Raw genomic sequence first — 14,432 nt, forward strand, 5'->3', positions numbered from 1 at the left:
GGGCGCTCCGTCGCGAGCCGAGCGAGCAGCCTCGGGAACGTGTCCCCACGGGGGGCTCCGCCCCCCGTGTCCCCCCCGGAAACCCGCGTGGCTGGGGCCGCGCCTCCCCCCGGGCCGCGCCCGGCGGCATACGCATCGCTCATCGTCTGGTCGTCGGTCATCAGTGCTCCTCCGCCCCGAGGTAGGCCTCGACGACCTTCGGGTTGGCCTTGACCTCTTCAGGTGTGCCGTCGGCGATGAGGCGTCCGAAGTCGAGGACGCTGACGCGGTTGGAGATGTCCATGACGACCGCCATGTCGTGCTCGATGAGGATGACCGTGACGCCGGCCAGCTCGTGGACGTCGAGGATGTAGCGCGCCATGTCCTCCTTCTCCTCGGCGTTCATGCCGGCCATCGGCTCGTCGAGGAGCAGCAGGGCCGGCTGGAGGCAGAGGGCGCGGCCGAGCTCGACCCGCTTCTGGATGCCGTAGGCGAGGGAGCCCACGGGCTTGTGCCGGAAGGCCTGGAGGGAGAGCAGGTCGATGACCTCCTCCACGAGCGCCCGGTGCTCGATCTCCTGGCGGCGGGCGGGGCCGAACCAGAGGAGGCTGGCCAGCACGCTCTTGCTCATGTGGATGTGGCGGCCGAGCATGAGGTTCTCGAGGACCGTGAGGCCGGAGAAGAGCTCGATGTTCTGGAACGACCGGGCGACGCCGAGGCGGGCGATCCGGTAGGGCGGCAGCTTGGTCAGCTCGTGCGAGGTGCCCTCTGCTCCGGTGTGGAGCACGATGCTGCCGTGCTGCGGGTGGTAGAGGCCGCTGACGCAGTTGAGCAGGCTCGACTTGCCGGCGCCGTTGGGGCCGATCACGGCGTGGATGTGGCCCTGAGTGACCGTGAAGCCCACGTCCTGGAGGGCGTGGACGCCGCCGAAGCGCAGGCCGATGTCCTTCACCTCGAGGACGGGCTGGCCGGGCGGGACGGCTGAGGAGTTCAGCGAGTGCTGGTACGCCCTGGTGAGACCGGTGGTCACGCGGGGTCCTCTCCTTCGTTGGCTGGGGACTCGCTGAGAATAGGTTTCCACTATCTGAAAGGGCAAGGGCTTCTTGTGAAATTGTTATCCGCGCAGTTACAGTCTGTTTCCGGATCGGGATGACGCGTCAGGGCAGCACCCGCCACACGGAGAGAGGACGCGCGTGTCGTCAACGGAGGTCGGGGACCGCGACTCGAGGGGCAGTCTCGGCACGGTGCGCAACGCCGTCACCCTCCTCGAGCTGCTCGGGGAAGGGCCGGCCTACCAGCAGCTGACCGACCTCGCGGAGCGCTCGGGGATGTCGGTGCCGACCGTCCACCGGCTGCTGCGCTCGCTCGTCCTCGCCGACCTCGTCGAGCAGGACCCGCGATCGTCGCGCTACAGCCTCGGGCCCGAGCTCGTCCGGCTCTCCCACCGGTACCTGGCCCGCCTGCCGATCCTCGGGGCGCTCGCCCCCTACCTCGCCCAGCTGCGCGACCTCGTCGGTTCGACCGTTGTCGTGCAGACCCTGGTGCGTTCCGCCGTCGTCACCATCGACCGCGTCGACGGGCCGGATGCCGGGCTCTACCGCGAGCCGCACAGCGTGCGCAGCCCGTTGACGACCGCCACGGGTCGGCTCCTCGGTGCGCGGGCGGGTGATGACGAGTGGAAGTCGATCCTGGAGACCTGCGCCGAAGGTGACCGGGCGGCGGCCGAGGCGTCCCGCGACGCGTGGTCGTCGGCCGCCTGGCTCGCGGTCGAAGGGCATCCGCTCGGCCCTCCCGGGCACGTGGCCGTGCCGCTCATCGACGGCCAGGGCACCGCGCTGGCCGCGCTCGTCGCCACGGTCGCGCCGGGCGCCTCGCCGGAGACGGTCGAGGCCGTGGCCGGGCACCTCGCCCGCGCGGGGGCTGCCGCCGTGAGGACGCTGGGTCATGCCTGACCCGATCTGGACGGCGGACGAGGCCGCCTGGCGCCGCGCCGCCGAGCTCGTCGAGTGGTCGACTCCCTTCCGTGCCGTGTGGGAGCCGCGGGACGGCCGGGCCGCCTGGTTCCCCGGCGGCCGCCTCAACGCCTCCGTGACGTGCGTCGACCGGCACGCGGCCGTCGACCCCGATCGCATCGCCATCACGTGGGAGGGCGAGCCGGGGGACCGGCGGGTCATCACCTACGGCGAGCTGCTCGACGAGGTGTCGACGCTGGCCAGGGGGCTGCGCTCGATCGGCGTCAAGCAGGGCGACGTCGTCGCCCTCCACCTCGGGCTCGTCCCCGAAGCGGCCGTCGCGATGCTGGCCTGCGCCCGGATCGGCGCCGTCCACGCCGTGCTGCCGGCACCCCTGCCCGCGGAGGCGCTCGCGGACCGGCTCGAGAGCCTCGGCGCCTCGGTCCTCTTCACCCAGGACGGTGCCTGGCGGCACGGGACCGTGCTGCCGCTCAAGGTGCGCGCCGACGAGGCGCTCACCGCCGTTGCCGGGATCGAGCACACCATCGTCGTGCGGCGCACCGGCATGGACGTCGCCTGGTACGAAGGGGACCGCTGGTACCACGACCTCGTGGCGGCCGACCGCACCCGGGGCCGGGGTGCGAGGACGGGGGCGCCTTCGCCCGAGCCCGAGCTGGGCCGAGCCGTGGGCCGCGCTGGTGGTGAGCCCGTCGACCTGCCGAGCGACCACCCGATCTACCTGATCAGCCAGGCGCATCGGCGTGGGCGCCCCGTCGTCGTCACGCACGGCCTCGCCAACAGCCTCGTCACCGCAGCTGCCCTGCACGAGTGGGGAGTCGGTGAGGGGGAGCGCCTCTGGAGCGCGGGCGACGTGTCGTGGCTGGCGGTCCAGACGCACGGCATCTACGGCCCGCTGGCCCGGGGCGGCACGACGGTGCTCTACGAGGGCACCCTCGACGTCCCCACCCACGCGCGGGCCTGGGAGATCATGAGCCGCCACCGCGTGACGACGATGATGACGACCCCGTCGGTCCTGCGCACCATGCGCGGCTGGGCCCCGGCGCTCGCCGACACGAGTCGGGTGGAGTCGTTGCGCCGCGTCGTCCTCTATGCCGAGCCGTCCGAGCCGGAGCTGCGCCGCTGGGCCGCATCGGACCTCGGGCACCACCCGGTGACCGTCGCGGACGGGTGGGGGCAGGTCGAGCTCGGCGGGATCTGCCACCTCAGCCAGCCGCTGGACCCGCAGCTGCTGCCTTCCGTGGCACCCCAGATCATCGACGACGCCGGCTCCCCGGTGCCGGACGGGGAAGCCGGTGAGCTCGTGCTGACGCAGGGGTGGGCCGGCGAGATGCTCCCCGGGGCCGGTGACGTGGCCGCGGCCACCGACCACCACTGGACGACCCGGCCCGGGCTCTACACGACCGGCGACCGGGTGCGGCGCACGCCCGAGGGTGGGCTCGAGTTCCTCGGGCGCACCGACGAGGTCGTCTCACTCTCCGGTCAGCTCGTCTCGATCAGTGAGGTCCGCCAGACGCTCCTCGACCACCCGTTCGTCGAGCGGGCCGACGTCATCGAGCGCCGCGACTCCCAGGGCGGCCGGTTCCTCGCGGCTGCCGTCGTGCTCGACGCGGCGACCGCTGCCGAGCAGGACCTTGCAGCCGTCGCCCGCGACCTCAACGAGACGGTCCGCGACAACCTCGGCGGGGTGGCCCGGCCCCGGATGCTCGTCTTCGTCGACCGGTTCGGCGACGAGCTGCGCGGCGACGAGCGCCGCAGGGCCCTCGCCGGCCTGCCGCTCGGCGACACCCCGGAGCTGAAGCGCATCACCTGGGCCCAGGTGCTCGCCGCCGCCGATCTGCCCACCCCCTGATCGAACGAGCGACTCGTCCGGTCCCACACCGAGGCAAACCAGACGAATCGCTCTCTCGGCGGGCGGGCTTGACCGGATCTTCAGGGATTCTTCAGCCGAAGTCGCGCACGGGGCGCTTCACTGGATCAACACATCGATCGTCCCCTGGGCGAGATCGGGGTTACCGGGGGGACCGACAGGGAGGAGCCGGCCATGGGTGGCACGCGCGTTGCTGGGGCAGGGGTGAGCAGGCGCCGGGTCCTGCAGGCCGCGGTCGGGGTCGGTGGCGTCGCCGCGCTCGGGGGCCTCGGCGCACTGCGGTCGAGCACGTCCATCGCCGCGCCGCCCCCGCGGGGCAGCACCAACCGACTCTTCATCCCCCCGTCGGTCACGCCCGACACTGCGCTGACAGCCGCATCGGGGCAGGTCGACCTCGGCGGGGGCACCGTCGGCAAGGCCCTCGTCTACAACGGCACCCTTCCTGGACCGAACTTCGTCGTGCGCCGGGGCGATGCGGTCGCTGTTCCGTTCACCAACAACCTGGACGCCGAGACGACGGTGCACTGGCACGGCCTCATCGTGCCGACCGCCGAGGACGGACAGCCCCACGAGGCCATCGCGCCCAACGGCACCCACACGTACGCCTTCACCGTGAAGCAGCGGGCCGGGATGAGCTGGTACCACCCGCACCCCCATCTCGCCACAGCGAGCCAGGTCGCCTACGGCCTCGCCGGTGGCTTCATCATCCGGGACTCGGTCGAGGACGCCCTCTCGGTGCCGTCAGAGGCCTACGAGGTGCCCCTCGTCATCAGGGACGCCAACGTCGACAAGGCCGGCAATCTCAGCTACAACGGCAAGGCCTCCGGCTTCACCGGCAACATCGCCCTCGTCAACGGGACGCGGGACGCGGCGCTCGAGGTCGACCAGACGTGGTACAGGTTCCGCATCCTCATCGGGTCGAACTCCCGCCTGTTCAACCTGACGCTCTCCAATGGGGCCACCTTCCGGCTCATCGGCAACGACGGCGGTCTGCTGCCGACGGCCGTCGACGTGCCCGCCATGGAGCTCAGCCCCGGCGAGCGCGTCGACGTGCTGGTCGACTGCAGCGGGCTGGCCGCCACCCAGACCGTCGGGCTCGTCGACACCAACAGCGGGTGGCCGCTCCTGCGACTGACCGGCAGCGGCAAGCCAGGGGGCCTCGGTGCCGTCGCGACCGTTCCTGCCGCAGGCGAGGGCCTCAGCAGCGATGGCCCGACCTTCGGCGACATCGCGCCGGTGACGACCCGACTCTTCTCCTTCGACGGCATGACCCGGATCAACGGGGTCGTCTACGACATGGCCCTCAACTCGTTCAACGTCCCGGCTGGCGACGTCGAGGACTGGGTGTTCCGGACCAACGGGAACGCCCCCCACCCCGTCCACGTCCACGGCGCCTCCTTCAAGGTGATGTCGCGCGACGGCGGCCGACGCAGGCTCTTCCCCTGGGAAGAGGGCTGGAAGGACACGGTCCTGCTCCACGACCGCGAGACCGTCACCGTCCGGCTCCGGTTCGACAGTGGCTACAAGGGCCGCTACCTGCTGCACTGCCACAAGCTGGAGCACGAGGACGCCGGCATGATGCTCAACTTCACCGTCGTCTGAGGAGGTCGGCTGCTGGGACCGAGCCCAGCGGCATACGGCGGCGTCCATGGACCCAGCGGGACGAAACGGCGACGCGGGCACCCGCCCAGCGCTCCTAGACTGGCCCGCATGGTCTCCCCGCTCGTCGCGCTCACACCCAAGGTCCAGTCCGCGATCGCCGCCGCCCTCGGTGACGACTTCCGCGAGGCCGACCCGGTGCTGCGCCCGTCGCAGTTCGCCGACGTGCAGGTCAACGCCGCGCTCGCGCTCGCGAAGAAGGTCGGCGCGCCGCCGCGCGACGTGGCGGCGAAGATCGTCGACGCGCTGGACCTCGACGGAGTGGCCGAGCAGCTCGAGGTCAGCGGCCCGGGCTTCATCAACATCACCTTCAGCGACGTCTGGCTCGCCTCCCTCCTCGCGGACGTCGACGCCGACGACCGGCTCGGGGTGCCGGTCGAGGAGCGGCAGAACATCCCGATCGACTACTCGGCGCCCAACGTCGCCAAGGAGATGCACGTCGGGCACCTGCGGACGACGATCGTCGGCGACTCCCTCGCGCGCACCCTCGAGCACCTCGGTCACAACGTCATCCGGCAGAACCACATCGGTGACTGGGGCACGCCCTTCGGGATGCTCATCGAGCACCTCCTCGAGGTCGGCGAGGACTCGCCCGAGGCGGAGCTGCTCGTCACCGACCCGAACGCCTTCTACCAGGCGGCGCGGGCCAAGTTCGATGCTGCTGAGAAGGCCGAGCCCGACGGCAGCGCAGGCGATTTCGACATCCGGGCTCGGGCGCGGGTCGTCAAGCTCCAGGGGGGCGACCCCGAGACCCTCGAGCACTGGCACCGGCTCGTCGGCATGTCGAAGGTCTACTTCAACAAGGTCTACCAGACCCTCGGCGTCACCCTCGGCGACGAGAACCTCGCCGGTGAGTCCACCTACAACCACATGCTCGCCGACGTCTGCGCAGAGCTCGAGGCCAAGGGTCTCGCGACGGTCTCGGACGGGGCGCTGTGCGTCTTCCTCGACGGCTACACCGGCCGCGAGGGCAAGCCGGTGCCGCTCATCATCCGCAAGTCCGACGGCGGATATGGTTATCCCACAACGGATCTCGCGACGATCAAGTACCGAGTGGCGGACCTTGGCGCCCATCGCGTCCTCTACGTCATCGGCGCCCCTCAGGCGCTGCACCTCAACATGGTGTGGGACACCGCGCGGCTCGCCGGCTGGCTGCCCGAGGACGTCACGCCCGTCCACATCCAGATCGGCAACGTCCTCGGCGAGGACCGCAAGATCCTCAAGACGCGGTCCGGCTCCTCGCTGCGGCTCATGGCCCTGCTCGACGAGGCGGTCACGAAGGCGCGCGGCCTCATCGACGAGACCCGGCCCGACCTGTCCGAGGACGAGCGGGCGACGATCGCGCGGCAGGTCGGAATCGGCGCGGTGAAGTATGCCGACCTCTCCGTCGCCCACAACAGCGAGTACGTCTTCGACCTCGACCGGATGGTGTCGCTCACCGGCAACACCGGGCCGTACCTCCAGTACGTCGTCGCCCGGGTCCGCTCGATCTTCCGGCAGGCCGGGCTGGATCCCGTCGCCCAGCACGCGCCGATCACGCTCGGCACGCCGCACGAGCGGGCGCTCGGCCAGCTGCTGCTCGGCTTCGCCGACGTCGTCACCGAGGTCGGCGCCGTCTACGAGCCGCACCGCCTCTGCGGCCACCTCTTCGAGCTCGCCCAGGCGTTCTCGGCGTTCTACGAGAACTGCCCCGTGCTCAAGGCCGAGACCGACGAGCTGCGCGAGTCCCGGTTGACGCTCAGCGCGCTCGTGCTGCGCACCATGGTGACCGGCCTGGACCTGCTCGGTCTGGAGTCGCCAGAGCAGATGTGAGCGTGGCCGGTCGCCGGCGTCGGCGGGCGGGCGACCCTCCACAGTCACGGCGTCGTCCATGCCGTATGCCGCTGGGCCGGCTTCCCAGCCCGTCGTCCCCCCACGAGCGGGCTGGGAAGCCGAGTCCCTGCTGCCACCTCCCCGGGTGGCTGTCCCTGTCAGCTCATCTGCATCCTCGTCATGGGGCGAGGCCCCGGTCGCACAAGACACCCATCGGCACATCAGTGACGCAGAGATTGCCCGTCCACGTGTTGCGCACCTTGGTCACCCCGTCCTCGACGTAGGCAGTGTTGTCCTGAGCGTCCACCTGGTTGCCCAGCATGATGTTGTTGGCGAAGGTGTTTCCGGTCGCGCCCGGCCCGACGAAGGTCCCGAAGCTGCCGTTTCGCTCCATGACGTTGTCCGCGTAGGTGTTGCCGCTTCCTGCATGCACTCTCAAGCCGGCGAAGTGGTGATCGCTGAGGATGTTGTCGACCACGCGGAGGCCGTGCCCCGAATAGGCGAGCGGGACCCAGATGCCCGTTCCCGGGCTCACGTTCGTCCCACTGATGGTGTTCCCCTCGACCACAGCGTCGACGATCGCCTCAGTCGGGCTGAGGACTCCCGGACCGAGACGTATGCCCACGGTCGCACTGGACAAGGTGTTCCGTGCGATCGTGATGTTCTCGGTGGGCCCCACGACCCAGATGTTGAGCCGAGTGGCAGAGAGGCTGTTGTCCTCGATGCGGATGCTCGAAGACTGCCCGACGTACACACCGTGGAAGGCAGCCTGCCTCGCGATGTTGTGGTCGAGGAGGACGGCGTCCACTCGGGCCACGCTCCAACCCATCTCGTAGTCAAAGAACCGCTGCCTGAAGCTCTCGTTGTGGTCGAACCGAGCCTGGGTGAGGGTGAACCTCTGGTTGGCGGCGCCCCACCCGTTCTGACGCAGGCAGTTGTGGTCGAAGCGAGACGGGATCGCGCCATTGCTCGTGGTCTCCATCCCGAGGGTGTTGAGCCGGAACATGGTGTGGTGGACGCGGAAACCGCTATGGGCCGGGCTCGTCTCCAAGGCAGCTCGGTAGATGGAGTTGACACCGGCGTCGACCATCCCCTCGAGCACGAGACCGGACACGTCGATACCGTCGGCCTGGAGCGCCAGGAGTGGTCCGGGCACAGCATCTGGGGGCGAGAGGACCGGGAAGACGTTGGTGTCGAGGTCCCCCAGAGCTGACGGCGTCTCGGCGAAACAGTCGAGCGCCTCCACCTCGTCCGGCTGGCCCTTGATGACCAGCGTCTTGTCGACCACGACGCGCTCCTCGTAGCTGCCGCCACAGACCAGGACCAGGTCCCCCGGTGCGGCTGCGGCAACGGCCGCGCCGATCGAGGTGTAGCCAGCCTGGGCGCACTGCGCCCTGTCGTCGTCGACCACGTGCGTGGTGACCTCCCTGGCTTGACCGGGGAGCGGCACCGCCAGAAGAGATCCTGCGGCGGCCACCGCCAGGAGAACCGTTCGTCGCATCGCTGACCCCCTCGAAACCGATGAGTGGAAGTACTCCGAGGCCGATCACGGTAGGGCCGGGCCGGCCCCCGCGTCTGCAGTCGGGTGATCAGACTCCGTGATCAGCGAGGCGTCGTCCGGGGTGCTCAGCGATGACCCTCCGGGCCGCTTCGACGAGGTCCTCGGCCTCTGTGCCAAGCCTCCGGACCGCGACCTGGAGCGGGGCCCATCGCTCCTGCTCGAGCGGCCGGACGAGGGTGCCTGAGCTGGCGGGCACGGTGAGGTGCGCCGGCCAGAACCCCACGGCCCCGCCCAGCGCCGTGGCGCGGATCATGGCACTGATGCCGCCGTGGCCCGGCAGGTCCTTGGTGGCACGCCGCGGCTGAAGGGCGCGCTCCGGCATCCACAACTCACGGAACTCTCGTCCCATCTCCGCGGGCGGTGCATAGCGGAGGAGGGGCACGATGTCCTCCTCGTCGAGGGTCTCGTTGTGCGCCCACGGGCTGCGACGGCCGACCAGGACCCCGACTCGGGTGAACCCTACGGTGACGACCTGTGCGTGGCGGTCGTCGGTGGGACCGTGCAGCAACAGGGCGTCGACGAGGTCGTCGGCGAGCGCGTCGAGGGCGTTGTGGAAGCCGAGCTGTCGGACCACGAGCTCGATCTCGGGCCGCGTCCACTGGAACCTCTCCAGCGTCGGCCAGGTGGGTGGACCGATACCGCCGACGACCAGGCCGACCCGGAAGCGGCACCGTGCGCGTCCGCCTGCCACCCCGGCCCCCGCAGCGGCACCGATGAGGTCCCCCCACGCTGCGGCGGCCGTCTCCGCGAGCGGCAGCAGCATGGCACCGGCAGCCGTCAGCTGGGTCCCGTGCCGGTTGCGTTCGAAGAGGGTGACGGCGAGGACTCGCTCCAGCTCGTGGATCTGGGCGGTGAGGGCCGGCTGGCTCAGGCAGAGCCGCGCGGCCGCGCTGCGGAAGTTGAGTTCCTCCGCCAAGGTGATGAAGGCCTGCACGTATTGCAGTCGCATGGGTGCCCCCGACGACTGGCGGGCCCGCTGCCGGACCCGCGACGGTCACCGCCGCCTGCTTGACGGACGTCTACGACCAGTGTGGACCTGCGACAAAAGACACGCAGGCGGATTTTTCCGACTGCAGCGTGGTCACCCCACTCGTGCCGTATGCCGCTCAGCTGGCTCTGAGCGCAAAGGTGCCCTGCCGTTGGGGTCGGGTGGGATGATCGCGGAGTGCGGTTCACGTTCGGGGACGTGGTTCTCGACACCGACCGGTTCCTCCTCGAGCGCGGCGGCGAGCCGGTTCATGTCCAGCCGCAGGTCTTCGACGTCCTCTCCTACCTGGTCCGCAACCGGGACCGCGTCGTGCCGAAGACGGAGTTGCTGGACGCGGTGTGGGGGGACCGGTTCGTCAGCGAGTCGACCCTGACCAGCCGGATCAAGGCTGCACGTCGGGTCGTCGGGGACGACGGGGACCTCCAGCGCGTGATCAAGACCGCCCACGGCAGGGGCTACCGCTGGGTGGCGGACGTCGGGTCCGAGCACGCCGGCAGCGAACCGGTGGTGACGCCGCGCCCCGACTCGCGCCGCCTGGAGCAGACCATCCGTTTCTGCCAGGCGAGCGACGGGGTGCGCATCGCCTACGCCACGGTGGGGGAGGGGCCGCCCCTGGTCCGAGCAGCCCACTGGATCACGCACCTCGACTACGAGTGGGAGAGTCCGGTCTGGCGGCACTGGATGGAGGGCTTCTCGCGGGGGCGGACGTTCATCCGCTACGACGAGCGCGGTTGCGGGCTGTCCGACCACGATCCGGAGGACATCTCGTTCGAGTCCTTCGTCCGCGACCTCGAAACGGTCGTCGACGAGCTCGGTCTGGAACGCTTCCCCTTGATGGGGTTGTCTCAGGGTGGGCCGGTGGCCGTGGAGTACGCCGTCCGGCATCCGGAGCGGGTCAGCCGGCTCATCCTCATCGGGGCCTTCGTCACGGGCCGCCTGGTCCGTGCGTCGACACCGGAGGAGCTGCGCGAGGCGGAGATGCAGGCGGAGCTGATCCGGATGGGCTGGGGCCGCGACGACCCGTCCTTCCGGCTCTACTTCTCCTCCACCTTCATGCCGGACGCGCCGCCGCAGCTGTGGAGCGACTTCGCGGCCTTGATGCGTCGCACCACGTCGGCCGAGAACGCCCTGCGCCTCAACAACGTGTCCGTCACGATGGACGTGCGTGAGGCGGCGACGAGGGTGCAGGTCCCGACGCTCATCCTGCACGGCCGCAACGAGGTCCGGATCCCCTTCAGCCAGGGCCGGGAGTTCGCGGCTCGCATCCGCGGGAGTCGCCTCGTCCCGCTCGACACCCGCAACCACCTGCTCCAGGCCGACGAGCCCGCGTGGGAGCACCTGCTCAGCGAGGTCGACGCATTCCTCGCGGACGACGAGTCCACGAACCGTCCAGCAGAAGTCCACCCGCTGTCCGAGCACTGACTGACGCCGACGTCGCACCGTTGTCCTCGAGCCGATCGAGAGGACAGCCCGGTGAACGCCAGACACTCCGCTTCGCCGCACGAGGTGCGGACCGCCACCGCCGACGTCGTCATCGTCGGGAGCCGGGTTGCCGGGGCCGCCACGGCCGCGCACCTGGCGCGGGCAGGTCACGACGTCCTGATGCTCGATCGGGCGCGCTTCCCGAGCGACACCATCTCGACGCACGTGATCGCCCGCTCCGGGATGGTCCTGCTGTCCCGCCTCGGCGTCGTCGAGCAGCTGGTCGAGCAAGGTGCTCCGCCGATCCGGCGGGTGGAGTTCTCCAGTGGCCTCGGCCGGCTGGACCGTGTCATCAAGGACCGTTACGGCACGGACTTCGTGCTCGCGCCGCGCCGTTACGCACTCGATGAGGCGATCCAGCGCACGGCGCTCGCTGCCGGCGCCCGACTGTGGGAAGGCTTTGCGATGGACGGCGTCCGCACCGACGCGACGGGCCGGGCGACCGGAGTCCTGGGCCACGACGAGCAGGGTCCCGTGGTCGTCCGGGCCGCTCATGTCGTCGGCGCCGACGGGCTGAGCTCACGGGTCGCCCGGTCGGTGGGCGCCCGGCCGACCATGGTCCGCCCGAGCTCGGGTGCGTGCCAGTACGCCTACTTCGCCGGCCAGTGGGACGCCATCGAGTACCACCTCGCAGACGGCGTCTTCGCCGGGGTGTTCCCGACCCACGGCGGTGAGGCCTGCGTCTGGGCCATCACGTCCGAGGAGATGGCGCGCCGCCACCGACACCGCCGCAGCGCGGAAGAGGCCTTTGCCGGCCTCCTCAGCGAGCAGGTGCCGGCGCTCGCAGAGCGGGTTGGTCCCGAGGCGCAACGCGCTCCGGTGCGTGGGATGCTCCGGATGCCGAACCACTTCCGCGAGGCCCACGGGCCCGGGTGGTCGCTCGTCGGCGACGCGGGCTACCACCGGGACGCGATCACCGGTCATGGCATCAGCGACGCGCTGTGTCAGGCGGAGCTCGCCGCGGCGGCGATCGACGCGAGCCTGCGCTGCCCGTCCGTGGAGGAGCAGGCGCTGGCCGACTACGAGCGCACGCGGGACCGACTGTCCCGACCGATCTTCGAGACGACGGTGGCCCTGGCCGCCTTCCCTGACCAGCCGACGTTCGTCGGCCTCCAGCGTCGCCTGGCCCTGGAGATCGACGAGCTCGCCGAGGAACTCCACCAACGGCCGCTGCCCCGGGCAGCACCGACCCACCCATCACCTGAGAGGAAAGCAGAGACCCATGTCCACTGAGACCGCCCACCGCAACGGCGTCGACACCCCGACGCTGTTCGCGACCCTCGACGCCGTCCGACAGATGCCTGAAGCTGCGCACTTCCAGTTCCGGGCGCACAACGAGTGGATCGACGGCACCCACAGCCTGACCCGGATCCACGACTTCTTCGGCGTCGGCGAGGAGCGAGCGCACGAGCGCGAGTTCGTCTTCGACGCCGACCACCCGGCAGTCCTCGTCGGCCGCGACCACGGGCCGACCCCTGTCGAGTTCCTCCTGCACGCCCTGGCCGCGTGCCTCACGGCAGGGATCGCCAACATCGCGTCAGCCCGCAAGGTGACGCTGACCGAGGTCCGCTCGACGGTTCGGGGGGACATCGACCTCAACGGCATCCTCGGCCTGCAGGACGTCCGCAACGGCTACCAGCAGGTCACGGTGACCTTCACCATCAAGGGGGACGCGCCTGAGCCCGTGCTCCGCGAGATCGTGGAGCAGTCGCGGCGCCGGTCCGCCGTCTACGACGTGCTCACGCAAGGGGTCCCGGTCGACCTCCGGGTGCAGGTCGCCTGAGCAGCGGCCAGCGGGAGGGACACAGCGATGGGCCGAGCGCGTCGGGGGTACGCGCTCGGCCCATCAGTGCGGACCCGGCCGAGGGAACAGGGGGAGGCCCCTCGGCCGGGAGTCGGGTCAGCCGCGGCCGAAGAGCCGGCCGAAGACGCCACCGGAGGCCCCTGCGGCCTCCTTGGCGTGGCCCTCACAGCGCTGGTCGCGCGGCACGTGACGCATCACCTGGTCGACGTGCTGGCCACAACCGGCCCAGGTGGTCTTGCCGCACTTCCTGCAGTTGGCTGGTCTGCACATGTCGGTCCTCCTCGAAAGTCTGTGTGACTCATCAGTCTCTGTGAACGGAATAGATACCCCAGGGGGTATGTTGGAACCACTGTACGTCACGCCCACCGGGGCGCGCCAGTCGGCGCTGCCACACACCCTGAAGGAACCCGTTCATGAGCACCCGAAACCTCAGCTACGCCGACTTCGAGTCCACCGTCTCCGGCGAGGGCATCGTCCTCGTCGACTTCTGGGCCTCCTGGTGCGGACCGTGTCGCATGTTCGCGCCGGTCTACGAGGCCGCGTCGGAGACCCACACCGACATCGTCTTCGGCAAGGTCGACACCGAGGCCGAGCAGCAGCTCGCCGCCGCGGCGCGGATCACCTCGATCCCGACCCTGATGGCCTTCCGCGACGGCATCCTTGTCTTCAGCCAGCCCGGCGCCCTGCCCGCGGCGGCTCTCGAGCAGGTCATCCAGGCCGTGCGTGACCTCGACATGGAGGACGTCCGTCGCCAGGTCGAGGCGCAGAGCGCCAAGGCTGACGCCTGAGCCGAGAATCGACCAGACTGGGGTCAGATGGAGCGACCCCATCCTGAACGAAACGAACCGAGCACGAGGAGCACAGCGATGGACCACGCGATCACCGTCACGACGGAGCTGCCGTTCGAGGAGGCCCTGCAGGTCACGAGGGAGCGGCTCGCCGACGAGGGCTTCGGCATCCTCACCGAGATCGACCTCGCCAGCACGCTCAAGGCCAAGATCGGCGCCGAGCTGCCACCACAGGTCATCCTGGGCGCCTGCCGCCCACCGCTGGCTCATGCCGCGGTCCAGGTCGAGCCGTCGATCGGCGTCTTCCTGCCCTGCAACGTCGTCGTCCGCGTCGACGACGCCGGCCGCACGGTCGTCCAGGCGATGAACCCCGACTTCATGACCCAGATCGCGTCGGGCGAGGCGCTGGTCGAGGTCGCGACCGACGCCAAGGCCCGGCTGACCCGGGCGCTCGACGCGGTCGCCGCGGCAGCCCCCGCCAGCTGACACACCCCCCACGCCGTATGCCGCTGGGCCGGC

The 14,432-nt window shown here is 70.4% G+C and carries 13 protein-coding genes; 9 read left to right on the forward strand and 4 right to left on the reverse strand.

Going from position 1 to position 14,432, the window contains the following annotated elements; translation table 11 throughout:
• Positions 1-160: 160 nt before the first annotated feature.
• Positions 161-1,009 carry an ABC transporter ATP-binding protein gene (locus tag OO014_RS16610; protein WP_272463438.1) on the reverse strand — a complete coding sequence of 283 codons (849 nt, stop codon included), beginning with the start codon at positions 1,007-1,009 and terminating at the stop codon, positions 161-163.
• Positions 1,010-1,172: 163 nt separating this feature from the next.
• On the opposite strand from OO014_RS16610, the gene OO014_RS16615 reads away from it, so the two are divergent.
• The 4 genes from OO014_RS16615 (at position 1,173) to argS (ending at position 7,290) form a co-directional block, all read left to right on the forward strand.
• The gene (locus tag OO014_RS16615; protein ID WP_272463439.1) at positions 1,173-1,931 is read left to right on the forward strand and encodes an IclR family transcriptional regulator; all 759 of its coding nucleotides are present in this window, start codon (positions 1,173-1,175) and stop codon (positions 1,929-1,931) included.
• Positions 1,924-3,801, forward strand: coding sequence for an AMP-binding protein (locus tag OO014_RS16620; protein WP_272463440.1), 1,878 nt, complete (start codon positions 1,924-1,926; stop codon positions 3,799-3,801). The genes OO014_RS16615 and OO014_RS16620 overlap by 8 nt, the downstream gene beginning before the upstream one ends.
• A gap of 192 nt (positions 3,802-3,993) precedes the next feature.
• The gene (locus tag OO014_RS16625; RefSeq protein WP_272463441.1) at positions 3,994-5,421 is read left to right on the forward strand and encodes a multicopper oxidase family protein; all 1,428 of its coding nucleotides are present in this window, start codon (positions 3,994-3,996) and stop codon (positions 5,419-5,421) included.
• A 108-nt stretch (positions 5,422-5,529) separates the two neighbouring features.
• Positions 5,530-7,290, forward strand: coding sequence for an arginine--tRNA ligase (argS, locus tag OO014_RS16630; RefSeq protein WP_272463442.1), 1,761 nt, complete (start codon positions 5,530-5,532; stop codon positions 7,288-7,290).
• A 178-nt stretch (positions 7,291-7,468) separates the two neighbouring features.
• On the opposite strand, the gene OO014_RS16635 is transcribed toward argS, so the two are convergent.
• Together OO014_RS16635 and OO014_RS16640 are read right to left on the reverse strand one after the other, a co-directional pair.
• Positions 7,469-8,791 (reverse strand): right-handed parallel beta-helix repeat-containing protein, encoded by a 1,323-nt coding sequence (locus tag OO014_RS16635; RefSeq protein WP_272463443.1) that lies wholly within the window; start codon positions 8,789-8,791, stop codon positions 7,469-7,471.
• An 88-nt stretch (positions 8,792-8,879) separates the two neighbouring features.
• Complete coding sequence (locus tag OO014_RS16640) at positions 8,880-9,800, reverse strand: LysR family transcriptional regulator (protein ID WP_272463444.1); 921 nt, start codon at positions 9,798-9,800, stop codon at positions 8,880-8,882.
• A 216-nt stretch (positions 9,801-10,016) separates the two neighbouring features.
• On the opposite strand from OO014_RS16640, the gene OO014_RS16645 reads away from it, so the two are divergent.
• Genes OO014_RS16645 through OO014_RS16655 form a run of 3 tightly spaced genes read left to right on the forward strand, consistent with a single transcriptional unit; the run spans position 10,017 to position 13,104 of the window.
• Positions 10,017-11,261 carry an alpha/beta fold hydrolase gene (locus tag OO014_RS16645; protein ID WP_272463445.1) on the forward strand — a complete coding sequence of 415 codons (1,245 nt, stop codon included), beginning with the start codon at positions 10,017-10,019 and terminating at the stop codon, positions 11,259-11,261.
• 51 nt (positions 11,262-11,312) lie between these two features.
• Positions 11,313-12,554: an NAD(P)/FAD-dependent oxidoreductase gene (locus tag OO014_RS16650; RefSeq protein WP_272463446.1), complete on the forward strand. Its 1,242-nt coding sequence runs from the start codon at positions 11,313-11,315 to the stop codon at positions 12,552-12,554.
• Positions 12,544-13,104 carry an OsmC family protein gene (locus OO014_RS16655; RefSeq protein ID WP_272463447.1) on the forward strand — a complete coding sequence of 187 codons (561 nt, stop codon included), beginning with the start codon at positions 12,544-12,546 and terminating at the stop codon, positions 13,102-13,104. Before OO014_RS16650 ends, OO014_RS16655 begins: the two co-directional genes overlap by 11 nt.
• Before the next feature lie 117 nt (positions 13,105-13,221).
• Here the strand turns inward: OO014_RS16655 and OO014_RS16660 are convergent, their stop codons facing one another.
• Positions 13,222-13,395: a hypothetical protein gene (locus tag OO014_RS16660; RefSeq protein ID WP_272463448.1), complete on the reverse strand. Its 174-nt coding sequence runs from the start codon at positions 13,393-13,395 to the stop codon at positions 13,222-13,224.
• A gap of 143 nt (positions 13,396-13,538) precedes the next feature.
• Here OO014_RS16660 and trxA point away from each other — a divergent pair, with 143 nt between their 5' ends.
• The gene (gene trxA, locus OO014_RS16665) at positions 13,539-13,913 is read left to right on the forward strand and encodes a thioredoxin (protein WP_272463449.1); all 375 of its coding nucleotides are present in this window, start codon (positions 13,539-13,541) and stop codon (positions 13,911-13,913) included.
• Between the two features lie 78 nt (positions 13,914-13,991).
• Entirely contained in the window at positions 13,992-14,399 is a 408-nt protein-coding gene (locus tag OO014_RS16670) for a DUF302 domain-containing protein (protein WP_272463450.1), read from the forward strand.
• Positions 14,400-14,432: the final 33 nt, after the last annotated feature.

Source organism: Intrasporangium calvum, from assembly GCF_028446585.1.
GTDB lineage: Bacteria > Actinomycetota > Actinomycetes > Actinomycetales > Dermatophilaceae > Intrasporangium > Intrasporangium calvum_A.

What these genes read in the sequence shown, in the direction of transcription:
- OO014_RS16640 (WP_272463444.1), bottom strand. Translation starts at nt 9,800, where the DNA reads ATGCGACTGCAATACGTGCAGGCCTTCATCACCTTGGCGGAGGAACTC.
- trxA (WP_272463449.1), top strand. Translation starts at nt 13,539, where the DNA reads ATGAGCACCCGAAACCTCAGCTACGCCGACTTCGAGTCCACCGTCTCC.
- argS (WP_272463442.1), top strand. Translation starts at nt 5,530, where the DNA reads ATGGTCTCCCCGCTCGTCGCGCTCACACCCAAGGTCCAGTCCGCGATC.
- OO014_RS16660 (WP_272463448.1), bottom strand. Translation starts at nt 13,395, where the DNA reads ATGTGCAGACCAGCCAACTGCAGGAAGTGCGGCAAGACCACCTGGGCC.
- OO014_RS16620 (WP_272463440.1), top strand. Translation starts at nt 1,924, where the DNA reads ATGCCTGACCCGATCTGGACGGCGGACGAGGCCGCCTGGCGCCGCGCC.
- OO014_RS16670 (WP_272463450.1), top strand. Translation starts at nt 13,992, where the DNA reads ATGGACCACGCGATCACCGTCACGACGGAGCTGCCGTTCGAGGAGGCC.
- OO014_RS16625 (WP_272463441.1), top strand. Translation starts at nt 3,994, where the DNA reads ATGGGTGGCACGCGCGTTGCTGGGGCAGGGGTGAGCAGGCGCCGGGTC.
- OO014_RS16635 (WP_272463443.1), bottom strand. Translation starts at nt 8,791, where the DNA reads ATGCGACGAACGGTTCTCCTGGCGGTGGCCGCCGCAGGATCTCTTCTG.
- OO014_RS16655 (WP_272463447.1), top strand. Translation starts at nt 12,544, where the DNA reads ATGTCCACTGAGACCGCCCACCGCAACGGCGTCGACACCCCGACGCTG.